The following is a 17,655-nucleotide window of genomic DNA, read 5'->3' as shown; positions in this document are numbered from 1 at the left end:
GGCCCGCTCACACCGCAACCGGCGCCTTGATGTGGGGGTGGGACTGGTAATTCACCAGTTCGAAATCCTCGAAGCGGAAATCGAATATCGACTTCACCTCCGGATTGAGCCGCATCTCGGGCAGCGGCAGCGGCTCGCGCGAGAGCTGCAGATCGGCCTGCTCGAGATGGTTCAGGTACAGATGCGCGTCACCGAAGGTATGCACGAAATCGCCGGGCTGCAGGCCGGTGACCTGCGCCATCATCAGGGTCAGCAGGGCATAGGAGGCGACATTGAAGGGCACGCCGAGAAAGATGTCCGCGCTGCGCTGATACAGCTGGCAGGACAGCCGTCCGTCGGCCACGTAGAACTGGAAAAAGGCGTGACAGGGCGCAAGCGCCATGGCGTCGAGGTCGGCGACGTTCCAGGCGCTGACGATGATGCGGCGCGAATCGGGATTACGTTTGAGCTGGTCGACCACCTGGGCGATCTGGTCGATGTGCCGCCCGTCGGGCGCGGGCCAGGAGCGCCATTGATAGCCGTAGATCGGCCCCAGCTCACCGTTTTCGTCGGCCCATTCGTCCCAGATGCTGACCTTGTTCTCGTGCAGATAGCGCACATTGGTCTCGCCGCGCAAAAACCACAGCAGCTCGTGAATGATCGAGCGCAGATGCAGCTTCTTGGTCGTGACCATCGGGAAGCCCTGCGCCAGATCGAAGCGCATCTGGTAACCGAACACGGACAGCGTGCCGGTGCCGGTGCGGTCGTCCTTGCGCACACCCTGGGTGCGCACATGCCGCATCAGATCGAGATACTGTTTCACCGTATCAATCCTCGCCTAGCCCGCACGCCGATAGGCCCACACCAGCATGCCGATGCCGAGCAGGATCATGGGCGCACTCAGCACCTGCCCCATGGTCAGCCAGCCGAAGGCCAAATAGCCGAGCTGCGGGTCGGGCTCACGCACGAATTCGACCAGGAAACGGAACAGGCCGTAAAAAAGCAAAAACATGCCGGACACCGCGCCCACGGGACGCGAGCGACTCGAAAAGGTCCACAGGATGGTGAACAGGACCACCCCTTCCAACGCAAACTCGTAGAGCTGCGAGGGCTGGCGCGGCAGCGGTCCGCCGCTCGGGAACACCATCCCCCAGGGCAGGTCAGTGACCTTCCCCCACAATTCGCCGTTGATGAAGTTGCCGATGCGCCCGGCCCCCAGGCCGATGGGCACCATGGGCGCGCCGAAGTCGGTCAGGCGCAGGAATCCGCAGCCCAGATAACGGCCATACAGCCAGGCGGCGGCGAAAACGCCGAGCATCCCGCCGTGGAAACTCATCCCGCCGTCCCATACGGCGAAGACCTCCAGCGGGTGAGACCAATAAAACGGCAGGTTGTAGAACAGGACGTAGCCGATGCGGCCGCCGAGAATCACCCCCAGCGCCGCGTAGAACAACAGGTCGCCCACCTGCTCGGGGCGCAGTGGGCTGTCCGCCCGCCGGGCACGCAGACTGCCGAGCCCCCAGAACCCCAGAAAGCCGATGAGATACATGATGCCGTACCAGTGGACCTTGAGCGGTCCGACTGAAAAGGCGATGGGATCGATCCGGGGATAGGGCAGCATGGGGCGCTATGGTAGCACGCAACCCGGACACCGAAATGACAGGCGCATTCAAAGAATTCGCGCAAACACCGCCTTGAGATAGGCGGTCTCGGCGATGGCCGGATGCATGGGATGATCCGGCCCCTGATAGCCGTGTTCCAGAATCTGCAGACTGCGCCCGGCCAGCTGGGCGGCGTGCTGCATCTGGCGCACCAGGGCCTCGCGCGAAAGGTGGAAGGAGCACGAACAGGAGACCAGGATGCCGTCGTCGGCCAGCACCTGCATGGCCAGCCGGTTGATCAGCCGGTAGGCCTGTTCCCCCGCCTTGATGTCCTTGCGCCGCTTGATGAAGGCCGGTGGATCGACCACCACCACGTCGAAGCGCTGCCCTTCGCCGCGCAGGGCCCGCAGGGCCTCGAACGCATCGCCGTGCACCGTCTCGACGCGCGCCGCGACATCGTTGAGCGCGGCGTTTTCGCGTAGCAGTCCGAGCGCCTGCTGCGAGGCGTCCACGCACACCACCTCGTCGGCACCGGCGAGGGCGGCCTGGATGCCGAAGCTGCCAACGTAGCTGAACACGTCCAGCACCCGCGCGCCCGGCAGGCGCACGTAGCGGCCCAGACGCGCACGGTTGTCGCGCTGGTCGTAGAACCAGCCCGTCTTCTGCCCGCCGCTGACCGCGACCCGGTAGCGGGCGTGGTTCTCGCGCACCTCGAGGATGTCCGCCAGTTCGCCGTGGGCGACGCGGATCTCCTGCGGCAGCCCTTCCAGCTCGCGCACCGCGGTGTCGTTGCGCAACACGATCGCCTTCGGCGCCAACTGGGTCTGCAGTACCTCCAGCACCACGTCCTGCTGGACCTCCATCCCCGCGGTGGTGATCTGCACCACCAGCACGTCGCCGTAACGGTCCACCACCAGCCCGGGCAGACCGTCGCCCTCGGCATGCACCAGACGATAATAGGGTTCTGCAAACAGGCGCTCACGCAGCGCCAGCGCCTGGGTAAGACGCAAACCGATCAGCGCCGCGTCGAGGACCACCCGCGGGTCGCGGCTGACCAGGCGAGCGCAGATCAGGGAGTGCGGATTCACGTAGCCGGTACCGAGCGCACGCCCGCCCGAATCCTGGATCTCCACCACCTGCCCCGGAGAAAAATCGTTCAGTGGGGTGGCCTGGGTATCGACCTCGTTACTGAATATCCATAGATGGCCGGCGCGCAGGCGGCGTTCTTCATGTCGCTTGAGGCGCAGGACGGGCAGACTGGGATCGGACATGATATTCGAGCTCTGATCGTACGGTTGTTATCGAACGGGTTCCGAGGCAAGGGCGGTAACAGGTTCATCCGCATGCCCCCACGTGCAACGCGGAAACGAGACGGGCTCCGTTCACAGTCGCTATAGTGTCCGGCAAGTCGTCGCAAAGCGCTTCTGCCGCGACAGGTCCGCGTGGGCCGGAGCCCGCCCGAAATCCAAAGCCACGCCCGGATAGGTACCACACCGGCGCGATTGAAAAATGTGCAGAGCGCACATTTTCGAATATTCGACAGATCAGATCATGAACGACACCCACCAGACACGCAATCGCCTGGGCGAAGAGACCAGCCCTTACCTGCAGCAGCACGCCGACAATCCGGTGGACTGGTACGCCTGGGGCCCGGAGGCCCTGGAAACCGCCCGCCGCGAAAACAAGCCGATCCTGTTGTCCATCGGCTATTCCGCCTGCCACTGGTGTCACGTCATGGCACACGAGTCTTTCGAGGACGAAGATACCGCCCGCCTGATGAACGAACGCTTCGTCAACATCAAGGTGGACCGCGAGGAGCGTCCCGACCTCGACAAGCTGTATCAGACGGCGCACGCCATGCTCACCCAGCGCGCGGGCGGCTGGCCGCTGACCATGTTCCTCACCGCCCACGACCAGATGCCGTTCTTCGGCGGCACCTACTTCCCCAAAGAGGCACGCTACGGCCTGCCCGCCTTCCGGGAGCTGCTGCAGCGCGTGGCCGATTTCCACCAGCAGCACGGCGACGAAATCGAACGCCAGAATGCGTCGCTGCAATCGGCGCTGGGCGAGGTCTACGCCCAGCGCGAAACCGGCATGCCGCTCAATTCGGCCGCCCTCGATCAGGCAAGAGCGGAGCTGGCCCAGGCCTTCGACAGCCACGACGGCGGCTTCGGTGCGGCACCCAAGTTTCCGCATCCCGCCAGCATCGAACGGCTGCTCCGCCACTGGGCCCTGACATGCGACGGCGGCGGGGCGGACGATCACGCCCGGCACATGGCCCTCTTCACCCTGGAGAAGATGGCGTTGGGCGGCATCTACGATCAGCTGGGCGGGGGATTCTGCCGCTATTCGGTGGATGACCAGTGGATGATTCCGCACTTCGAAAAGATGCTCTACGACAACGGCCCGCTGCTGGCGCTGTATGCCCAGGCCGCCGCGGCGGCCGGCGAGCCGCTGTTCGAGCGCATCGCGCGCGAAACGGCCGACTGGGTGATGCGCGAGATGCAGTCGCCGGAAGGCGGTTACTACGCTTCTCTGGATGCCGATTCGGAGGGAGAGGAAGGACGCTATTACGTGTGGACCCCGGACGAAGCCAGGGAGCTGCTGCCACCTGACGCCTATGAAACCCTTGCCCGACGGTTCGGCCTCGATCATCCACCCAACTTCGAGGGACGCTGGCATCTGCACGTCTTCAAGGATCTCGAAACCCTTGCCGCGAAGACCGGCCGCCCGGTCAAGGAAACCGAGGTCCTGCTCGATACGGCGCGCGCGACCCTGCTCGCCGCACGGGAACGACGCGTGCGCCCGGGGCGCGACGACAAGATCCTCACCAGCTGGAACGCGCTGATGATCCGCGGCATGGCCATCGCCGCACGCCACCTTGGCCTGAACCGCTGCACGGAATCGGCCGACCGCGCCCTGGACTTCATCCGCGCCACGATGTGGCGGGACGGCAGGCTGCTGGCCACTTACAAGGGCGGACGGGCCCATCTGGCCGCCTATCTGGACGATTACGCCTTCCTGATCGACGCGATTCTGGAGCTGCTGCAGGTACGCTGGCGCACCGACGAGCTCCTGTTCGCCAGGGAGCTGGCGGAGGTGCTGCTGGCGCATTTCGAGGACAAGGAACACGGCGGCTTCTTCTTTACCGCCGACGATCACGAGACGCTGATCCAGCGTCCGCGGGCGCTGGCCGACGAGGCCATGCCCGCGGGCTACGCCATCGCGGTACAGGCCCTGTCCCGCCTTGGCCATCTGCTGGGCGAGACCCGCTATCTGGAGGCGGCCGAACGCGCGCTGCGCGCGGCGGCCTACGCCATGGAACAGGCGCCTTCCGCCCACTGCGCCCTGCTGACCGCCTTCGAGGAGCACCTGCATTATCCGCAGGTGGCGATCCTGCGCGGCGAGGGAGAGGACCTGGACCGCTGGGCGCAGGCCTGCATCAGGCCGTACGCGCCGCGCCGGTTGTGCTTTGCGTTACCGGCGCAGGCGGACGATCTGCCGCCCGCGCTGGCGGACAAACCGGTGGAAGAACAAACGGTGGCCTACCTGTGCACCGGCATGACCTGCTCCGCCCCCATCCGCGCAGCGGCGGAACTGGAGGCGGCGCTGGAAGGAACTACTTAGGTTCGCGGAAATTGTCCTGGGTCAGCAGGTCCACCCCGCACTGCAGGTCGGAAATCCAGTCGAGGAACTGATTGACCATTTCCGGCCCCTTGAAGTGCCGTCCGTGCTGGGGAACGATCATGTCGACGTCCATTTCGCGCACCATGTTGGCCCACAGGCGGCAGGCCTTGTTCGAGGCCATGTAGCGCCGGTGGAACCCGACCATGGAGGGCACATGGGCGGCGAAGTCCTCGACCGCTTCATCGGCCCCGGCCTCGACGATGGACGCCCCCATGTCGCCGGAAAACAGGATCTTGCTCACCGGATCGTAGAACTGGATATTGCCGACCGAATGCAGGAAGTGCGCCGGAATTGCCTTGATGACGCTGTCGCCGAAAGGCACCACGCCGCCGGTATCCGGCAGGCAGATGCAGCGATCGCCCACCTTGTCTCCCATATAGTTCGGGATCAGGTGAGGCAGGAAACGTGACCAGAGCTGGGAGACGACGATCTTCGCCTCGGTGCGGGAAATCCAGCTCGGCAGCGAGGAGATGATGTCCGGATCCTGATGGGAGACCAGCAGGTAGTCCAGGTTCTTGATGTTGGTAACCTGCGAGATCGCCATGCTCAACGCAGTGAAGGTGAGTTCCCCGCCCGGATCGATCAGGGCTTCGTGGGTACCGTCAACGATCAGGAACTGGTTGGATTGGACACCCTCCCCCGTGACCAGATCGGTGAAGACAATGCAACGATGCTTGCCATCGTTATAGAGTTCGACCGGCATGTGGAATCCTTAATAATGTGGAGATTTATATAATGTTCGACCTTGTCATAGCCCGCACGCACTGGCAGCTAGGTTACAACTATAAACCCTGTAAAAAATCTGAAATTTGATTATGAGCAAAACCTTGAGCGATTTCATCCAGGAGGCCCGGGCCAATCTGCAGGAGATCCAGGCCGACGACCTCGCCGAGCGGATCGAGGACGGCGAGGACCTGCTGCTGGTCGACGTACGCGAGCCCTACGAGTACGAGCAGACCCACATCCCGGACAGCCTGCTGATCCCGCGCGGCATGCTGGAAGGCGCCGCCGACCCCAACAACAAGCACCGCGTCGAGACCCTGTACAGCGCCCGGGGGCGCGAACTGGTGCTGGTCTGCGACACCGGCGCGCGCAGCGCCATGGCCTGCACCACCCTGAACCTGATGGGTTTCGACCAGGTGCTGAACCTGGCCGGCGGCATCAAGATGTGGGAGGCGGAAGACCTGCCGCTGGAATCCGGCCCTTATGAAGGCCCACTTCCTTGATTTGAAGTATCACCGTCACCTGGCTGTCACAGGCATTTCACGAAGTTGACAATTAACGTGCATACGATGGCGTCATCCGTCTCAGAGGGAAGACGCCATGACTCATACCGCAGCCAAACAGGACCAACCCGCGCTCAGCGTCATGCTCGCTGCCGACGCGGACGCCGTACGTGAATCTCAGCGACTGCGCTACCGCATTTTCGCCGAGGAGATGGGTGCGCAACTGGAGTCCGGTGAAAGCGGCCTGGACCAGGACCATTACGACTCGTACTGCCATCATCTTCTGGTGCGCGACAACGCCAGCGGCGAAGTGGTCGGCAGCACCCGCATCCTGACCGACGACCAGGCCCAGCTCGCCGGCGGCTTCTATTCCCAGAACGAATTCGATCTCAACGGCCTGCTGCCGCTGCCCGGCCGCATCATGGAAGTGGGGCGCACCTGCATCCATTCCGATTATCGCAGCGGCGGCGCGATCGCGGTCCTGTGGTCCGGACTCGCGCGCTTCATGTTCATCAACCGCTTCGACTACATGATGGGCTGCGCCAGCATCCCCATGCTGGACGGCGGCTATCAGGCCCACGCCATCATGGAGCAGATCCGCGACAAGTACCTGGCCGATCCCGAACAACGCGTCGCGCCGCGCCTGGCGCTGCCGGACATCAACCAGATCCCCGCCGCGGACGTCTTCATGCCGCCGTTGCTCAAGGCCTATCTGCGTCTCGGCGCCAAGGTCTGCGGCGAGCCCTGCTGGGATCCGGACTTCAGTGTGGCGGACGTTTTCATCCTGCTGGATATGGAGCATGTCAATCCGCGATACCAGCGTCATTTCCTCGGCAAGGAGTACGTCGAGTATAAAGGGGCGCATGAAAACACTGCGCCGAATCTCTCGTTATAGCCTCTTGATCGGGTACGCCCTGATGGGAGTCCTGCTCACCCTGCTGATGGCCCGGACCGGAGAAGGCGGCGTCCCCACACCGCGCTTCTTCCGCATCATCCAATGGTGGCACCACGGCCTGTGCCGGGCGCTGGGGCTCGATATCCGCGTCAAGGGCACTCCCCACGCGGGTTCCGCCCTGGTAGTGGCCAACCACATCTCCTGGCTGGACATCCACATACTGGGCGGTCTCGCCCCGCTGTGCTTCGTTTCCAAGGCCGAGGTCAGCGGCTGGCCGTTGATAGGCTGGTTTTCCCGCGTCACCGGCACCGTCTTCATCCAGCGCGGCGCCCGCGGCGCGGCCGAAGCTACCTCCCGGGAAATGGAAACCCGCCTGCAGGCCGGCGCGAAGGTGGCGCTGTTCCCCGAAGGCACCACCAGTGACGGCAGCGACGTACGCCGTTTCCATTCGCGTCTGTTCCACACCGCGGTGGCCACCCATCGCCCGGTACAGCCCGTCGCCATCACCTACCCGCATCCGGAAGGTGTGAACCCCGTCGCGCCTTTCATCGACGATCAGAGCCTGCTGGACAACCTGTGGCATCTGACCGGCGAAAAGCGGATCCAGGTGGAGGTGAATTTCCTGCCGCTTCAGGACACCCATGGCGCCTCGCGCACCGACCTGGCGGCCCATGCCCACACAATCGTTCGTGCAGTCGTACACGATGGACACCAAGGCAGCCAACGCGGATGACGCGGTCGAACCGGGGCTGCACATCGCCCTGGTCACCGAAACCTGGCCCCCGGAGGTCAATGGTGTCGCCCATACCCTTTCCCAGCTCGTGCGTGGGCTGCACAAACGAGGCCACAGTATCCAGGTGATCCGCCCGCGCCAGGGCCGCGACGACCGGCCGCAAACAGAAGGCGCGTATCAGGAACTGCTGGTCGGCGGAGCGCCTCTGCCCGGCTACCCCGGCCTACACATCGGCCTGCCGGCCCGACGCGCCATACAGCGATCCTGGCGTGTGTCCATGCCGGACGTCATCTACATCGCCACCGAGGGCCCGTTGGGCGGCTCCGCCCTGAAGGCCGCGCGCCGGCTCGGCATCCCGACCGTGACGGGCTTTCACACCAATTTCGATTACTACTCCCGCTATTACGGCATCGGCTTTCTGGAAACGGTCATCACCGGCTTTTTGCGACGCTTCCACAATCGCAGCCGCGCCACCCTGGTCCCGACCCGGGCCCTCAAGCAGGACCTCGAGGCACGCGGCTTCGCCAACGTGAACGTGCTGGCGCGCGGGGTGGATACCACGCTGTTCAATCCGGTACGCCGCAGCGACGAACTGCGCCGGAGCTGGGACGTGAACGACGATGCCCTAGCCATTGTCTATGTCGGCCGCCTCGCCGCCGAAAAAAACCTGTCGCTCGCCGCTCAGGCCTTTCGCGGCATCGAGGTCAACCATCCCGGCGCACGCTTCGTGCTGGTGGGCGACGGCCCCGAGGCGGAGCCCCTCAAGGCGCAAAACCCGGACTTCGTGTTCTGCGGCACGCGACGCGGCGAAGACCTCGCCCGCCATTACGCCAGCGGCGACATCTTCCTGTTCCCCTCCACCTCGGAGACCTACGGCAACGTCGTGATCGAGGCCATGGCCAGCGGGCTGGCGGTGGTCAGCTTCGACGACGCCGCGGCGCATGAACACATTCGCGACGGGCAAAACGGCCTGCTCGCCACCCCAAACGACCCGGCGGCATTCATTCGTGCCGCCACCGACCTGGCTGATGCACCCCAACGCATCGCAGCGTTGCGCACCGCCGCCCGTGACACCACCGACCGCCTCGACTGGGAACATATCTTCGACCAGCTCGAGGCCATTCTTCTGGAACACGCACAGAGAGGTCTACGTCATGAACTGGCTAGCGCGTATGAGTGAAGCCGAGATCTCGGCCTGCCTGTTCTTCAACCGCATCACCCGACGCCGTCTGCTGAGGCGCAGCTTCGCCGTGGTGAGCCGGCTCGGAGACGGTATCTTCTGGTACAGCATCATCATCGCCCTGCCGTTTCTCTACGGCCAGTCCGCCGCCCGGGTCTCGGCACACATGATGATCGTCGGGCTGCTTTCGCTGCTGTTGTACAAACTGATCAAGCTCAGCACCCAGCGCGAACGCCCCTTCAGAATGAACAGCGACATCCTGCAGAGCGTCCCGCCGCTGGACCGCTTCAGCTTCCCCTCCGGGCACACCATGCACGCGGTGGGCTTCACCATCATCCTGGTCAGCTACTATCCGCAGTGGGCGATCGTCGTCGTGCCCTTCACCCTGCTGGTGGCCCTGTCGCGGCTGGTGCTCGGCCTGCACTACCCCAGCGACGTACTGGTCGGAGCGATTATCGGGACGACAGTGGCAGTTGGGAGTTTGGTGTTGTTTTGAATTGAGCCCAGTTAGACGGGCATGTAGTCCTGTTTCGCGCACTTAAGACCTCCTGTTCTTATCTAACTTCAGTCATAGTGCGCGACCCTGTTTCTCTTGCTCGCCCAAGAGAAACAGGGGAAAGAGAAGGGCGCCCCACCACCTTGGCCTTCGGCTTCCCTCACAACCGCTGACTTGCAACGGGCACGGCTCAACGCACCTTCCCTGGTGCGATGAACCTCAGCCCGGCGTCCATGCCGGGCTGACCCTGCAAGCCATCAGCTGTTCGGCAAGGCGGGACGGGGTTTATTGGTAAGACGTGAAATGTGATGAGTGAGGCGAAAAGACACGGCCTCTCCTCACCCCTCACACTCTCCCCGGTTAAACTAACCGCCCAGAACAAAGCCAACAAACCCCGGCCTCATGCTGCAAAACCACGCCCTCTCCTGGGGCGGCCGGCGCCTGCCGGCCTGGGCCATCGGACTGTCGATCCTGGCCACCTATCTGAGCAGCATCAGTTTCCTGGCCAATCCGGGCAAGGCCTACGCCACCGACTGGCGACCCTTCGTGTTCTCGCTGACCATACCGCTGGCGGCCTTCGTCGCCTCGCGCTGGTTCATTCCCTTTTATCGCGAACGCATCCAGACCACGGCCTACGAACACCTCGAACGGCGCTTCGGCTACTGGGCGCGCGCCTACGGCGCAATCAGCATCGTGCTGCTGCAGATCGGCCGCTTCGCGGTGGTGCTGTATCTGATCGCACTGGCGTTCGGCGAACTGCTGGGCTGGGACCTGATCAGCGTGATCCTGCTGCTGGGCGTGGTCACCATCGCCTATACCACGCTGGGCGGATTCGAGGCGGTGGTATGGACCGACGTGGTCCAGGCAATCGTGCTGATCGGCGGAGCATTGATCGCGGTGGTGCTGTTGGTCCTGGACCTGCCCGGTGGTTTCGGGCAGATCATCCACACCGGTTGGATGGAAGGAAAATTCGGCCTGGGAGGCTTTTCATTCGACCTGCTGCACCAGAGTTTCTGGGTCATCCTGCTGTTCGGCATCGTGGAAAACCTGCGTAACTTCGGCGTGGACCAGAATTACGTGCAGCGCATGCTGTCGGCGCACGACACCGCCGCCGCGCGCCGTTCGCTGTGGCTGGGCGCACTGCTCTATGTACCCGTTTCCGCGCTGTTCTTTTTCATCGGCACGGCCCTGTATGTGTACTACCAGGCACACACCGGGCTCGGCCTGCCGGCCAAGCCCGATCAGATCTTCCCGTTCTTCATCGTCACCGAACTGCCGCACGGCCTGGTGGGTATCCTGCTGGCCGCCATTCTGGCGGCGGGCATGAGCACGCTCGATTCCAGCCTCAACACCTCGGCCACCGTCTGTGCGGTGGACTTCTACCAGCGCCTGAAACCGAATGCCGACGAACACAAACTGCTCGTGGTCACCCGCGGCGCCACGTTGCTGATCGGCATCCTGGGCACGGCCGCCGCACTGCTCATGATTCATGCCAAAACGGTGCTGGACGTCTGGTGGCAGCTGTCGGCGATCTTCGGCGGTGCGATGCTCGGGTTGTTCCTGCTGGGTCTGCTGGTCCCCGGGGCACGAAGCCGGGACGCCCTGTGGGGCGTGATCGTGGGTATTCTGGTGGTCGCGTGGGCAACCCTGACGCACGGCTTGCAGGGGCATTGGGCGGGTCCGGCGTTTCCCTTCAACCTGATGCTGGTCGGGCTGGCGGGCACATTGGCCGTCCTGCTGATCGGGCTGCTCGGCAGCCTGCTGAGGCCCGCACGCCGGACCTGAGGATTCAGGCGCCCGTACTTCCCTCCCGGCAGGCCGCGCACAGGCCGGACACCTCGATCGGCCGGGTCTCAACCTCGAACCCCCGGCTGCGTGCGGCGGCCTCGATGCCATGGTCGATGTCCTCGTCATGCACCTCCAGCGCCGTGCCGCAACGGCTGCAGATCAGGATTACCCCGTAATGCCGGGGTCCCGGCTGGTTGCAGGCCACGAAGGCATTGGCGGTGGCAACGCGGTGCACCAGTCCCTGCTCCTGCAGGAACTCCAGGGCGCGGTACACCGTGGGCGGCGCACTGCCCATACCCTCGGCGCGCAGACGGTCGAGAATGTCGTACGCACCCACCGGCTTGCCCGCCTGCACCACCAGCTCCAGCACACGCCGGCGCAGCGGCGTGAGACGCGCGCCGTGCTGGGCGCACAGCGTCTCGGCACGGTCGAGGTGCTGCTGCACGACCTCGGGACGCAGGTGTTTGACGCGCAGACCGGCAGCCATCAGAACTGTCCGGATTGCTGGCCGGCCATCATGGCGAACATGCCGAAGCCCATCATCAGGAAACCCGCCGCGCTCAGCACCAGGGTGATGAGCATCAGCACGCCCTGCACGGTGAAAAAGGTCTTCAGGCGCATCATTGCCCGCACCAGCTCATCGGTCTGCTGGGAAATGTAGGCACGCTCCACGGCCGTCGCCGCCTGATACAGCGACACGCCGATCCAGATCGGCAGCCAGCACAACAGAATTCCCCAGATGGTGAACACCATCATCACGCCGTAGATGATCATGAGCACGGCCAGAAACTTCATCCAGCCCTTGGCATTGAACAGGGGCAGCGCGATCTGCGCGATGGTCTGGTCTGTTTCGGTATTCATCGGCACCTCGCCCGGCGGTCTTTCTCCCGGAGAGTCTGTCAGATGCACTTATCGAATGCCACCGAGCCGCGGCACAGCCCTTCCCGGGGCGGCACCGAAGCATCTTGTAGATCAACTGCCATCTGCACGTCACCGGCCGGTCATCACCGCTTGCTAGCGTCGGGTCCATCCGGTCGCCAGGGGGGCGCCCGGACCCAAATTCGATGCCTACTGGGAGGTGCATCATGTCTGATTCCGATTCGGATTCCGTTTCCTTTTCACGCCGCCGGGCGCTCAAAATGCTCGCCGGCGCCCCTATGCTGCCGCTGGCCACAACCCTGACCGGTCTGCCGCTGCTGGCGGAGGCCGCCCCTTTTGGCCGTCACCACGGCGGCTGGTTCGACCGGCCGTTCCGCCACGGCGTGCCGATCAGCTACAGCTTCGGTTCCATGGCCGCCCCTTCGCTGGCGGACCCGGCCCAGATGGCGACCACCTACGTCGCCTCCACGCTGACCAAGCGCATCGGCAAACACCATAAAGCGACCTACGCCTTGGGTTATGAGACCTTCTTCCTCACCGGCGACACGGTGCCCGCCACCGGCGGCGGCACGGTCATCGCCGGCGGTTATTACGACATCCACAACGACCCGATCCTGGACACCACCTCGGCCGACCAGCGCCAGTTCTTCTCCGACTGCCCGGACGGCATGTCGCTGATCCAGCTCCATGGCGTGCGTTCGCGTCGGCGCGGCTGCAAGCGTGTCTTCGCGGTCGTGCAGTTCGAATACACCTCGCAGAACGCGGCCGGCACCTCCATGTACGGCAAGCTGCCCTCGCCCATCGCCGTGCTGACCCTGGACCAGGACGAGCGCACCGGCAAGCTCAGCCTGGTGAGCTACCACAACGTCGACACCTCGGACGTGAAGGGCCTGTGGATTACCTGCGGCGCGAGCAAGTCTCCCTGGAACACCCATCTGGCGAGCGAGGAATACGAGCCGGACGCAACGCGCGCGAGCAACGCGCAGCTGGAAACCTTCAGCCAGAACCTGTTCGGCGACAGCAGCGTGGCCAACCCCTACGACTACGGCCATCTGCCGGAAGTAACCGTGCACCGCAACGGTACCGGCAGCATCAAGAAACATTACTGCCTGGGCCGCATCTCCCACGAACTGGTGCAGGTCATGCCCGACGAGCGCACCGTGCTGATGGGCGACGACGCCACCAACGGCGGCCTGTTCATGTTCGTGGCCGACCGCCGCCGCGACCTGTCCGCCGGCACCCTGTACGTGGCCAAGTGGACCCAGACCTCCGGCGTCGGCCCCGGTGCCGGTGACATCTCCTGGATCCGGCTCGGCCACGCCACCAGCGCCGAGATCAAGGCCCTGGTCGAGGGCGGCATCAAGCCTTTCGACATCATGGACGTCAAGACCAGCGACCCCGGCGACGCGAGCTACACGAAGATCCGCTTCGGCGGGCATGACAACTGGGTCAAGCTGATGCCGGGCATGGAAAAGGCCGCCGCCTTCCTCGAAACCCACCGCTACGCCGCCCTGGTCGGTGCTTCCATGGGCTTCACCAAGATGGAAGGCACCACGGTGAACGCCGCCGACAAGCGCGCCTATTCCGCCATGTCCTACATCTACAAGTCGATGACCGACGGCAGTACCGACATCCACGTGCAGGGTCCGGTGGCCGGCGCGGTGTACGAGCATGTGTTGCAGGGCGGCCAGACCGACAGCGACGGCCATCCGATCCGCAGCGAGTGGGTGTCCACCTCCATGTCGGTGCCGGAAGGCCTGGCCGGCGAAGACCTCGCCGTGCGCGACCCGCTCGGCAACAGCGCCAACGCCGACAGGATCGCCAACCCGGACAACATCAAGTACTCCGAGGCCATGCGCACCCTGTTCATCGGCGAGGACAGCGGCAACCACGTGAACAACTTCCTGTGGGCCTACAACGTGGACACCAGGGAACTGAGCCGCATCCTGTCCTGCCCGGCGGGCGCCGAATCCACCGGCCTGCATGCGGTGGACGACGTCAACGGCTTCAGCTACATCATGAGCAACTTCCAGCACCCCGGTGACTGGGAAAGCCCGCTGCATGACGTGGTGAAGGGTGTGCTCGAACCGCTGGAGTCAGCGAACTACAACGGCAAGTTCAGCGCCGCAGTGGGTTACCTGACCATCACGGGACGCATCAAGGACGCCTGACAGCCGGCACCGTCGGCACCGCAGTAAAAAAACCCCCTCTCCCGTCGGGAGAGGGGGTTTTTTGCTTGAGAGGAGCGAGGCGTGAGGGGTTAGGAGTAAGGCATAAGGAAGAGAGGATGTTTTTCACCTCACCCCCAAACCCCAGCGCGTTAGCGCGCGAAACGAAACCTCATGACTGTCCAATCGAACATCTGGTGCGAGCACTTAGTACTCAAAAACCTACAAAAACCGCCAGTCCTGCAACAGCGAAAGGGTCACCCCATAGGCGGACCAACGGTGCCGTGCCGACCGCCAGGATCGGATGGGGTGTCGCAATGCCTCAAGCCGCTTCTTTTGCACTGGACACCTCGATTTCATATTGCTGCATCAACAGGGCGAGTGCCGGCGAACCCGGCGGAATGCCGGCCGGCGCGACCTCCTGCCCCTGGGTGATGAGTTCGACGCGCTGGTGATCGGACCAGTGCAGCAGCTGCAGCCAGCCCGCGTCGTCCTCGACCAGGGCGGTGCAGTGCTCGACCCAGTCGCCGTCGTTGCAGTACAGGGCGCCGTTGATCTTTTCGATCGACGCCTTGTGGATATGCCCGCAGATATAGCCGTCCAGCTCCTGGTCGTTGGCGGTGAGCGCGGCGGCCTCCTCGAACTTGCGGATGTAGGCGCGCGCGTTGCCCACCCGGGATTTGAGCCAGGTGGCGAGCGACCAGTAACGGATACCGAGGCGGCAGCCCAGGCCGTTGTACCAGCGGTTAAGCCGCAGCAGCCAGTAATAAACGTTGTCGCCGATAAAGCGCAGCAGGGCGTTGTGCTTGACCACGGTGTCGAACTCATCGCCGTGGCTTACCAGGAAGCGCCTGCCGTCCGCGGCGGTGTGGATCGCGTCACGGCGCACCTTCACGCCGCGGAAGGTGGTCCCCACGAAATCGCGCAACAGGGCGTCGTGGTTGCCGGGAATAAAGGTAACCTCGGTGCCGGCGGCAGCCTTGTCAAAAATGCACTGCACCACGGCGCTTTGTTCGGCCGTCCAGTGCACCTGCTTGCGCATGCTCCACAGGTCGAAAATGTCGCCGACCAGGTAGAGATGTTCGCAGTCGGTGGATTGGAGAAAGTCCAGCAAATAGGCGGCGTGGCAATCACGCGTGCCCAGGTGGACGTCGGAGATGAATATGGAACGGTAATTCAGCTTCGACATGACGGCACTCCCGCAGCTTCGCTGCCGCCAAGTCTGCTACCTGAAGATGACGCTTATTTATCGATTTAATTGCAGTTCGATGGCAGCGTCATTAGAGCGAAGACGGCCAGGGGATCAGGATCAGGCCCCAGATCACCACGGCATTGAGGATACTGAGCAATACCGCGGCCGAGCCCATGTCCTTGGCGCGCGCCGAGAGTTTGTGGATTTCATGACCGAAACGGTCGATGGCGGCCTCCACGGCCGAGTTGAGGAGTTCGACGATGAGGATCAGAAACAGGCTGCCGATGAGCATGGCGCGGTCCAGCCCGGTATGCCCCAACCAGATAGCGATCGGTGCGAGGATCACGAACAGCGCCAGCTCCTGACGGAATGCCGCTTCGTGTTTGAACGTGGCCTTAAGCCCCTTCCAGGAATATCCGCCCGCCTTGATGATGCGGGTCAGCCCCGTATTACCGCTGTATGCCATGAAGTTGTTATTCGAATTAAAGGGCGCAGTTTATGAAGCCTGCATGTCAGGCCTGTGACAACATCCTCAGGCAGCAGGCGGCTGCCATTTCAGATCCAGCTCACGTGCGGCGCGCACCTCGTCGAAACGGCGGTTCGGCTGGGTATACGGTGCACCCTTGACCTTGTCCGGATCGCTTTCCGCTTCGGCCAGGATGGCTGTCATCGCATCGACAAAGCGGTCGAGTTCTTCCCTGGCTTCGGTTTCGGTGGGCTCGATCAGCAGGCACTCGGGCACCAGCAGCGGGAAGTACGTGGTCGGCGCGTGAATGCCGAAGTCCAGCAGGCGTTTGGCGAAATCCATGGCGGTGACGCCCTGCTGCTTGGCCTGACGCTTGAGGGTGACGATGAACTCGTGCGTGGCGCGGCGCTGCGGGAAGGCGAGATCGAAGCCCTTCTCCTTGAGGCGCGCCATCAGGTAGTTCGCGTTGAGGGTGGAAAACTCCGCCACCCGCTCCATGCCGATGCGGCCCAGCAGCCGCATGTAGACATAGGCGCGCAGCAGTACGCCGGCGTTGCCCATAAAGGCGGACAGGCGGCCGATGCTCTGCGGCAGGTCCTGTTCGGTCAGCCAGCGATAGGCGTCGCCTTCGCGCCCGACCACCGGCACCGGCATGAACGGCAGCAGGCGCTTGCCCACCCCGATGGCACCGGAGCCCGGCCCGCCGCCGCCATGCGGGGTGGAGAAGGTCTTGTGCAGGTTGACGTGAATGACGTCGAACCCCATGTCGCCCGGACGCACCTTGCCGAGAATGGCGTTCAGGTTGGCGCCGTCGTAGTACAGCAACCCGCCGGCCTCGTGGACGGTGCGGGCGATCTCTTCGATACGGCGCTCGAACACGCCCAGGGTGGAGGGATTGGTGAGCATGATGCCCGCGGTTTGCGGTCCGACGGCGGCGCGCAGCGCCTCCATGTCCACGTCGCCGCTGTCGTCGGTGGGGATCTCGCGCACCTTGTAGCCGCACATGGTGGCGGTGGCGGGGTTGGTGCCGTGCGCGGCATCGGGCACCAGGATCTCGGTGCGGGCCGCGTCGCCGCGCGATTCGTGATACGCGCGGATCATGGCCACGCCCGCGAATTCGCCCTGCGCGCCCGCCATCGGGGTCAGCGACACGCCCTGCATGCCGGTGACGGCCTTGAGCATTTCCTGCAGCTCGAACATGCAGGCCAGGAAGCCCTGGCTGTGACTTTCCGGCGCATAAGGATGTCGGCCGAGAAACTGCGGCAGCATGGCGAGTTCATGACAGGCCCGCGGGTTGTACTTCATGGTGCAGGAACCCAGCGGATAAAAATGCGTGTCGATGGAAAAGTTCTTTTGCGACAGCCG

Annotated in this window: 17 protein-coding genes; 8 read left to right on the top strand and 9 right to left on the bottom strand. The window is 63.9% G+C overall.

Annotation, left to right across the window (positions count from 1 at the left end; genetic code table 11):
* Window positions 1–7: 7 nt before the first annotated feature.
* The 3 genes from P8Y64_05395 to P8Y64_05385 are packed head-to-tail and all read right to left on the bottom strand — an operon-like array spanning window position 8 to window position 2,851.
* Complete coding sequence (locus tag P8Y64_05395; GenBank protein ID MEJ2059906.1) at window positions 8–802, bottom strand: thymidylate synthase; 795 nt, start codon at window positions 800–802, stop codon at window positions 8–10.
* Window positions 803–817: 15 nt separating this feature from the next.
* Window positions 818–1,600 (bottom strand): prolipoprotein diacylglyceryl transferase, encoded by a 783-nt coding sequence (gene lgt / locus P8Y64_05390; protein ID MEJ2059905.1) that lies wholly within the window; start codon window positions 1,598–1,600, stop codon window positions 818–820.
* Window positions 1,601–1,648: 48 nt separating this feature from the next.
* Window positions 1,649–2,851, bottom strand: coding sequence for a class I SAM-dependent rRNA methyltransferase (locus tag P8Y64_05385; GenBank protein ID MEJ2059904.1), 1,203 nt, complete (start codon window positions 2,849–2,851; stop codon window positions 1,649–1,651).
* Window positions 2,852–3,131: 280 nt separating this feature from the next.
* Between P8Y64_05385 and P8Y64_05380 the strand changes: the two genes are divergently transcribed.
* Window positions 3,132–5,207: a thioredoxin domain-containing protein gene (locus tag P8Y64_05380; GenBank protein ID MEJ2059903.1), complete on the top strand. Its 2,076-nt coding sequence runs from the start codon at window positions 3,132–3,134 to the stop codon at window positions 5,205–5,207.
* Here P8Y64_05380 and P8Y64_05375 read toward each other — a convergent pair.
* Window positions 5,200–5,970: an MBL fold metallo-hydrolase gene (locus P8Y64_05375; GenBank protein ID MEJ2059902.1), complete on the bottom strand. Its 771-nt coding sequence runs from the start codon at window positions 5,968–5,970 to the stop codon at window positions 5,200–5,202. The two genes, P8Y64_05380 and P8Y64_05375, sit on opposite strands and share 8 nt — an antisense overlap.
* A 109-nt stretch (window positions 5,971–6,079) precedes the next feature.
* Between P8Y64_05375 and P8Y64_05370 the strand changes: the two genes are divergently transcribed.
* The 6 genes from P8Y64_05370 (at window position 6,080) to P8Y64_05345 (ending at window position 11,582) form a co-directional block, all read left to right on the top strand.
* Entirely contained in the window at window positions 6,080–6,493 is a 414-nt protein-coding gene (locus P8Y64_05370) for a rhodanese-like domain-containing protein (GenBank protein ID MEJ2059901.1), read from the top strand.
* A gap of 97 nt (window positions 6,494–6,590) precedes the next feature.
* A complete protein-coding gene (locus P8Y64_05365) occupies window positions 6,591–7,388 on the top strand; it encodes a GNAT family N-acyltransferase (GenBank protein MEJ2059900.1) in 798 nt (265 codons plus the stop codon).
* Window positions 7,389–7,410: 22 nt separating this feature from the next.
* Window positions 7,411–8,121, top strand: coding sequence for a lysophospholipid acyltransferase family protein (locus tag P8Y64_05360; GenBank protein MEJ2059899.1), 711 nt, complete (start codon window positions 7,411–7,413; stop codon window positions 8,119–8,121).
* Entirely contained in the window at window positions 8,093–9,301 is a 1,209-nt protein-coding gene (locus P8Y64_05355; protein MEJ2059898.1) for a glycosyltransferase family 1 protein, read from the top strand. The genes P8Y64_05360 and P8Y64_05355 overlap by 29 nt, the downstream gene beginning before the upstream one ends.
* Window positions 9,294–9,797: a phosphatase PAP2 family protein gene (locus tag P8Y64_05350; GenBank protein MEJ2059897.1), complete on the top strand. Its 504-nt coding sequence runs from the start codon at window positions 9,294–9,296 to the stop codon at window positions 9,795–9,797. Before P8Y64_05355 ends, P8Y64_05350 begins: the two co-directional genes overlap by 8 nt.
* 402 nt (window positions 9,798–10,199) lie before the next feature.
* Complete coding sequence (locus P8Y64_05345; protein ID MEJ2059896.1) at window positions 10,200–11,582, top strand: sodium:solute symporter; 1,383 nt, start codon at window positions 10,200–10,202, stop codon at window positions 11,580–11,582.
* Between the two features lie 4 nt (window positions 11,583–11,586).
* Here the strand turns inward: P8Y64_05345 and P8Y64_05340 are convergent, their stop codons facing one another.
* Window positions 11,587–12,072: a Fur family transcriptional regulator gene (locus P8Y64_05340; protein ID MEJ2059895.1), complete on the bottom strand. Its 486-nt coding sequence runs from the start codon at window positions 12,070–12,072 to the stop codon at window positions 11,587–11,589.
* Window positions 12,072–12,446 carry a DUF5362 family protein gene (locus tag P8Y64_05335; GenBank protein ID MEJ2059894.1) on the bottom strand — a complete coding sequence of 125 codons (375 nt, stop codon included), beginning with the start codon at window positions 12,444–12,446 and terminating at the stop codon, window positions 12,072–12,074. The genes P8Y64_05340 and P8Y64_05335 overlap by 1 nt, the downstream gene beginning before the upstream one ends.
* A gap of 224 nt (window positions 12,447–12,670) precedes the next feature.
* On the opposite strand from P8Y64_05335, the gene P8Y64_05330 reads away from it, so the two are divergent.
* A complete protein-coding gene (locus P8Y64_05330) occupies window positions 12,671–14,635 on the top strand; it encodes a DUF839 domain-containing protein (protein MEJ2059893.1) in 1,965 nt (654 codons plus the stop codon).
* Between the two features lie 319 nt (window positions 14,636–14,954).
* Here P8Y64_05330 and P8Y64_05325 read toward each other — a convergent pair whose 3' ends face one another.
* The 3 genes from P8Y64_05325 to gcvPB all read right to left on the bottom strand — a co-directional run.
* Window positions 14,955–15,821: a UDP-2,3-diacylglucosamine diphosphatase gene (locus P8Y64_05325; GenBank protein MEJ2059892.1), complete on the bottom strand. Its 867-nt coding sequence runs from the start codon at window positions 15,819–15,821 to the stop codon at window positions 14,955–14,957.
* A gap of 91 nt (window positions 15,822–15,912) precedes the next feature.
* Window positions 15,913–16,290: a diacylglycerol kinase gene (locus P8Y64_05320; GenBank protein ID MEJ2059891.1), complete on the bottom strand. Its 378-nt coding sequence runs from the start codon at window positions 16,288–16,290 to the stop codon at window positions 15,913–15,915.
* A gap of 66 nt (window positions 16,291–16,356) precedes the next feature.
* The coding region (gcvPB, locus tag P8Y64_05315; GenBank protein MEJ2059890.1) for an aminomethyl-transferring glycine dehydrogenase subunit GcvPB at window positions 16,357–17,655 on the bottom strand (1,299 nt) is incomplete at its 5' end.

The organism is Gammaproteobacteria bacterium (assembly GCA_037388465.1).
GTDB lineage: Bacteria > Pseudomonadota > Gammaproteobacteria > SpSt-1174 > SpSt-1174 > JARRKE01.
Note: the sequence above shows the minus strand (reverse complement) of the source record. Positions and strands in the feature narration are given on the sequence as shown.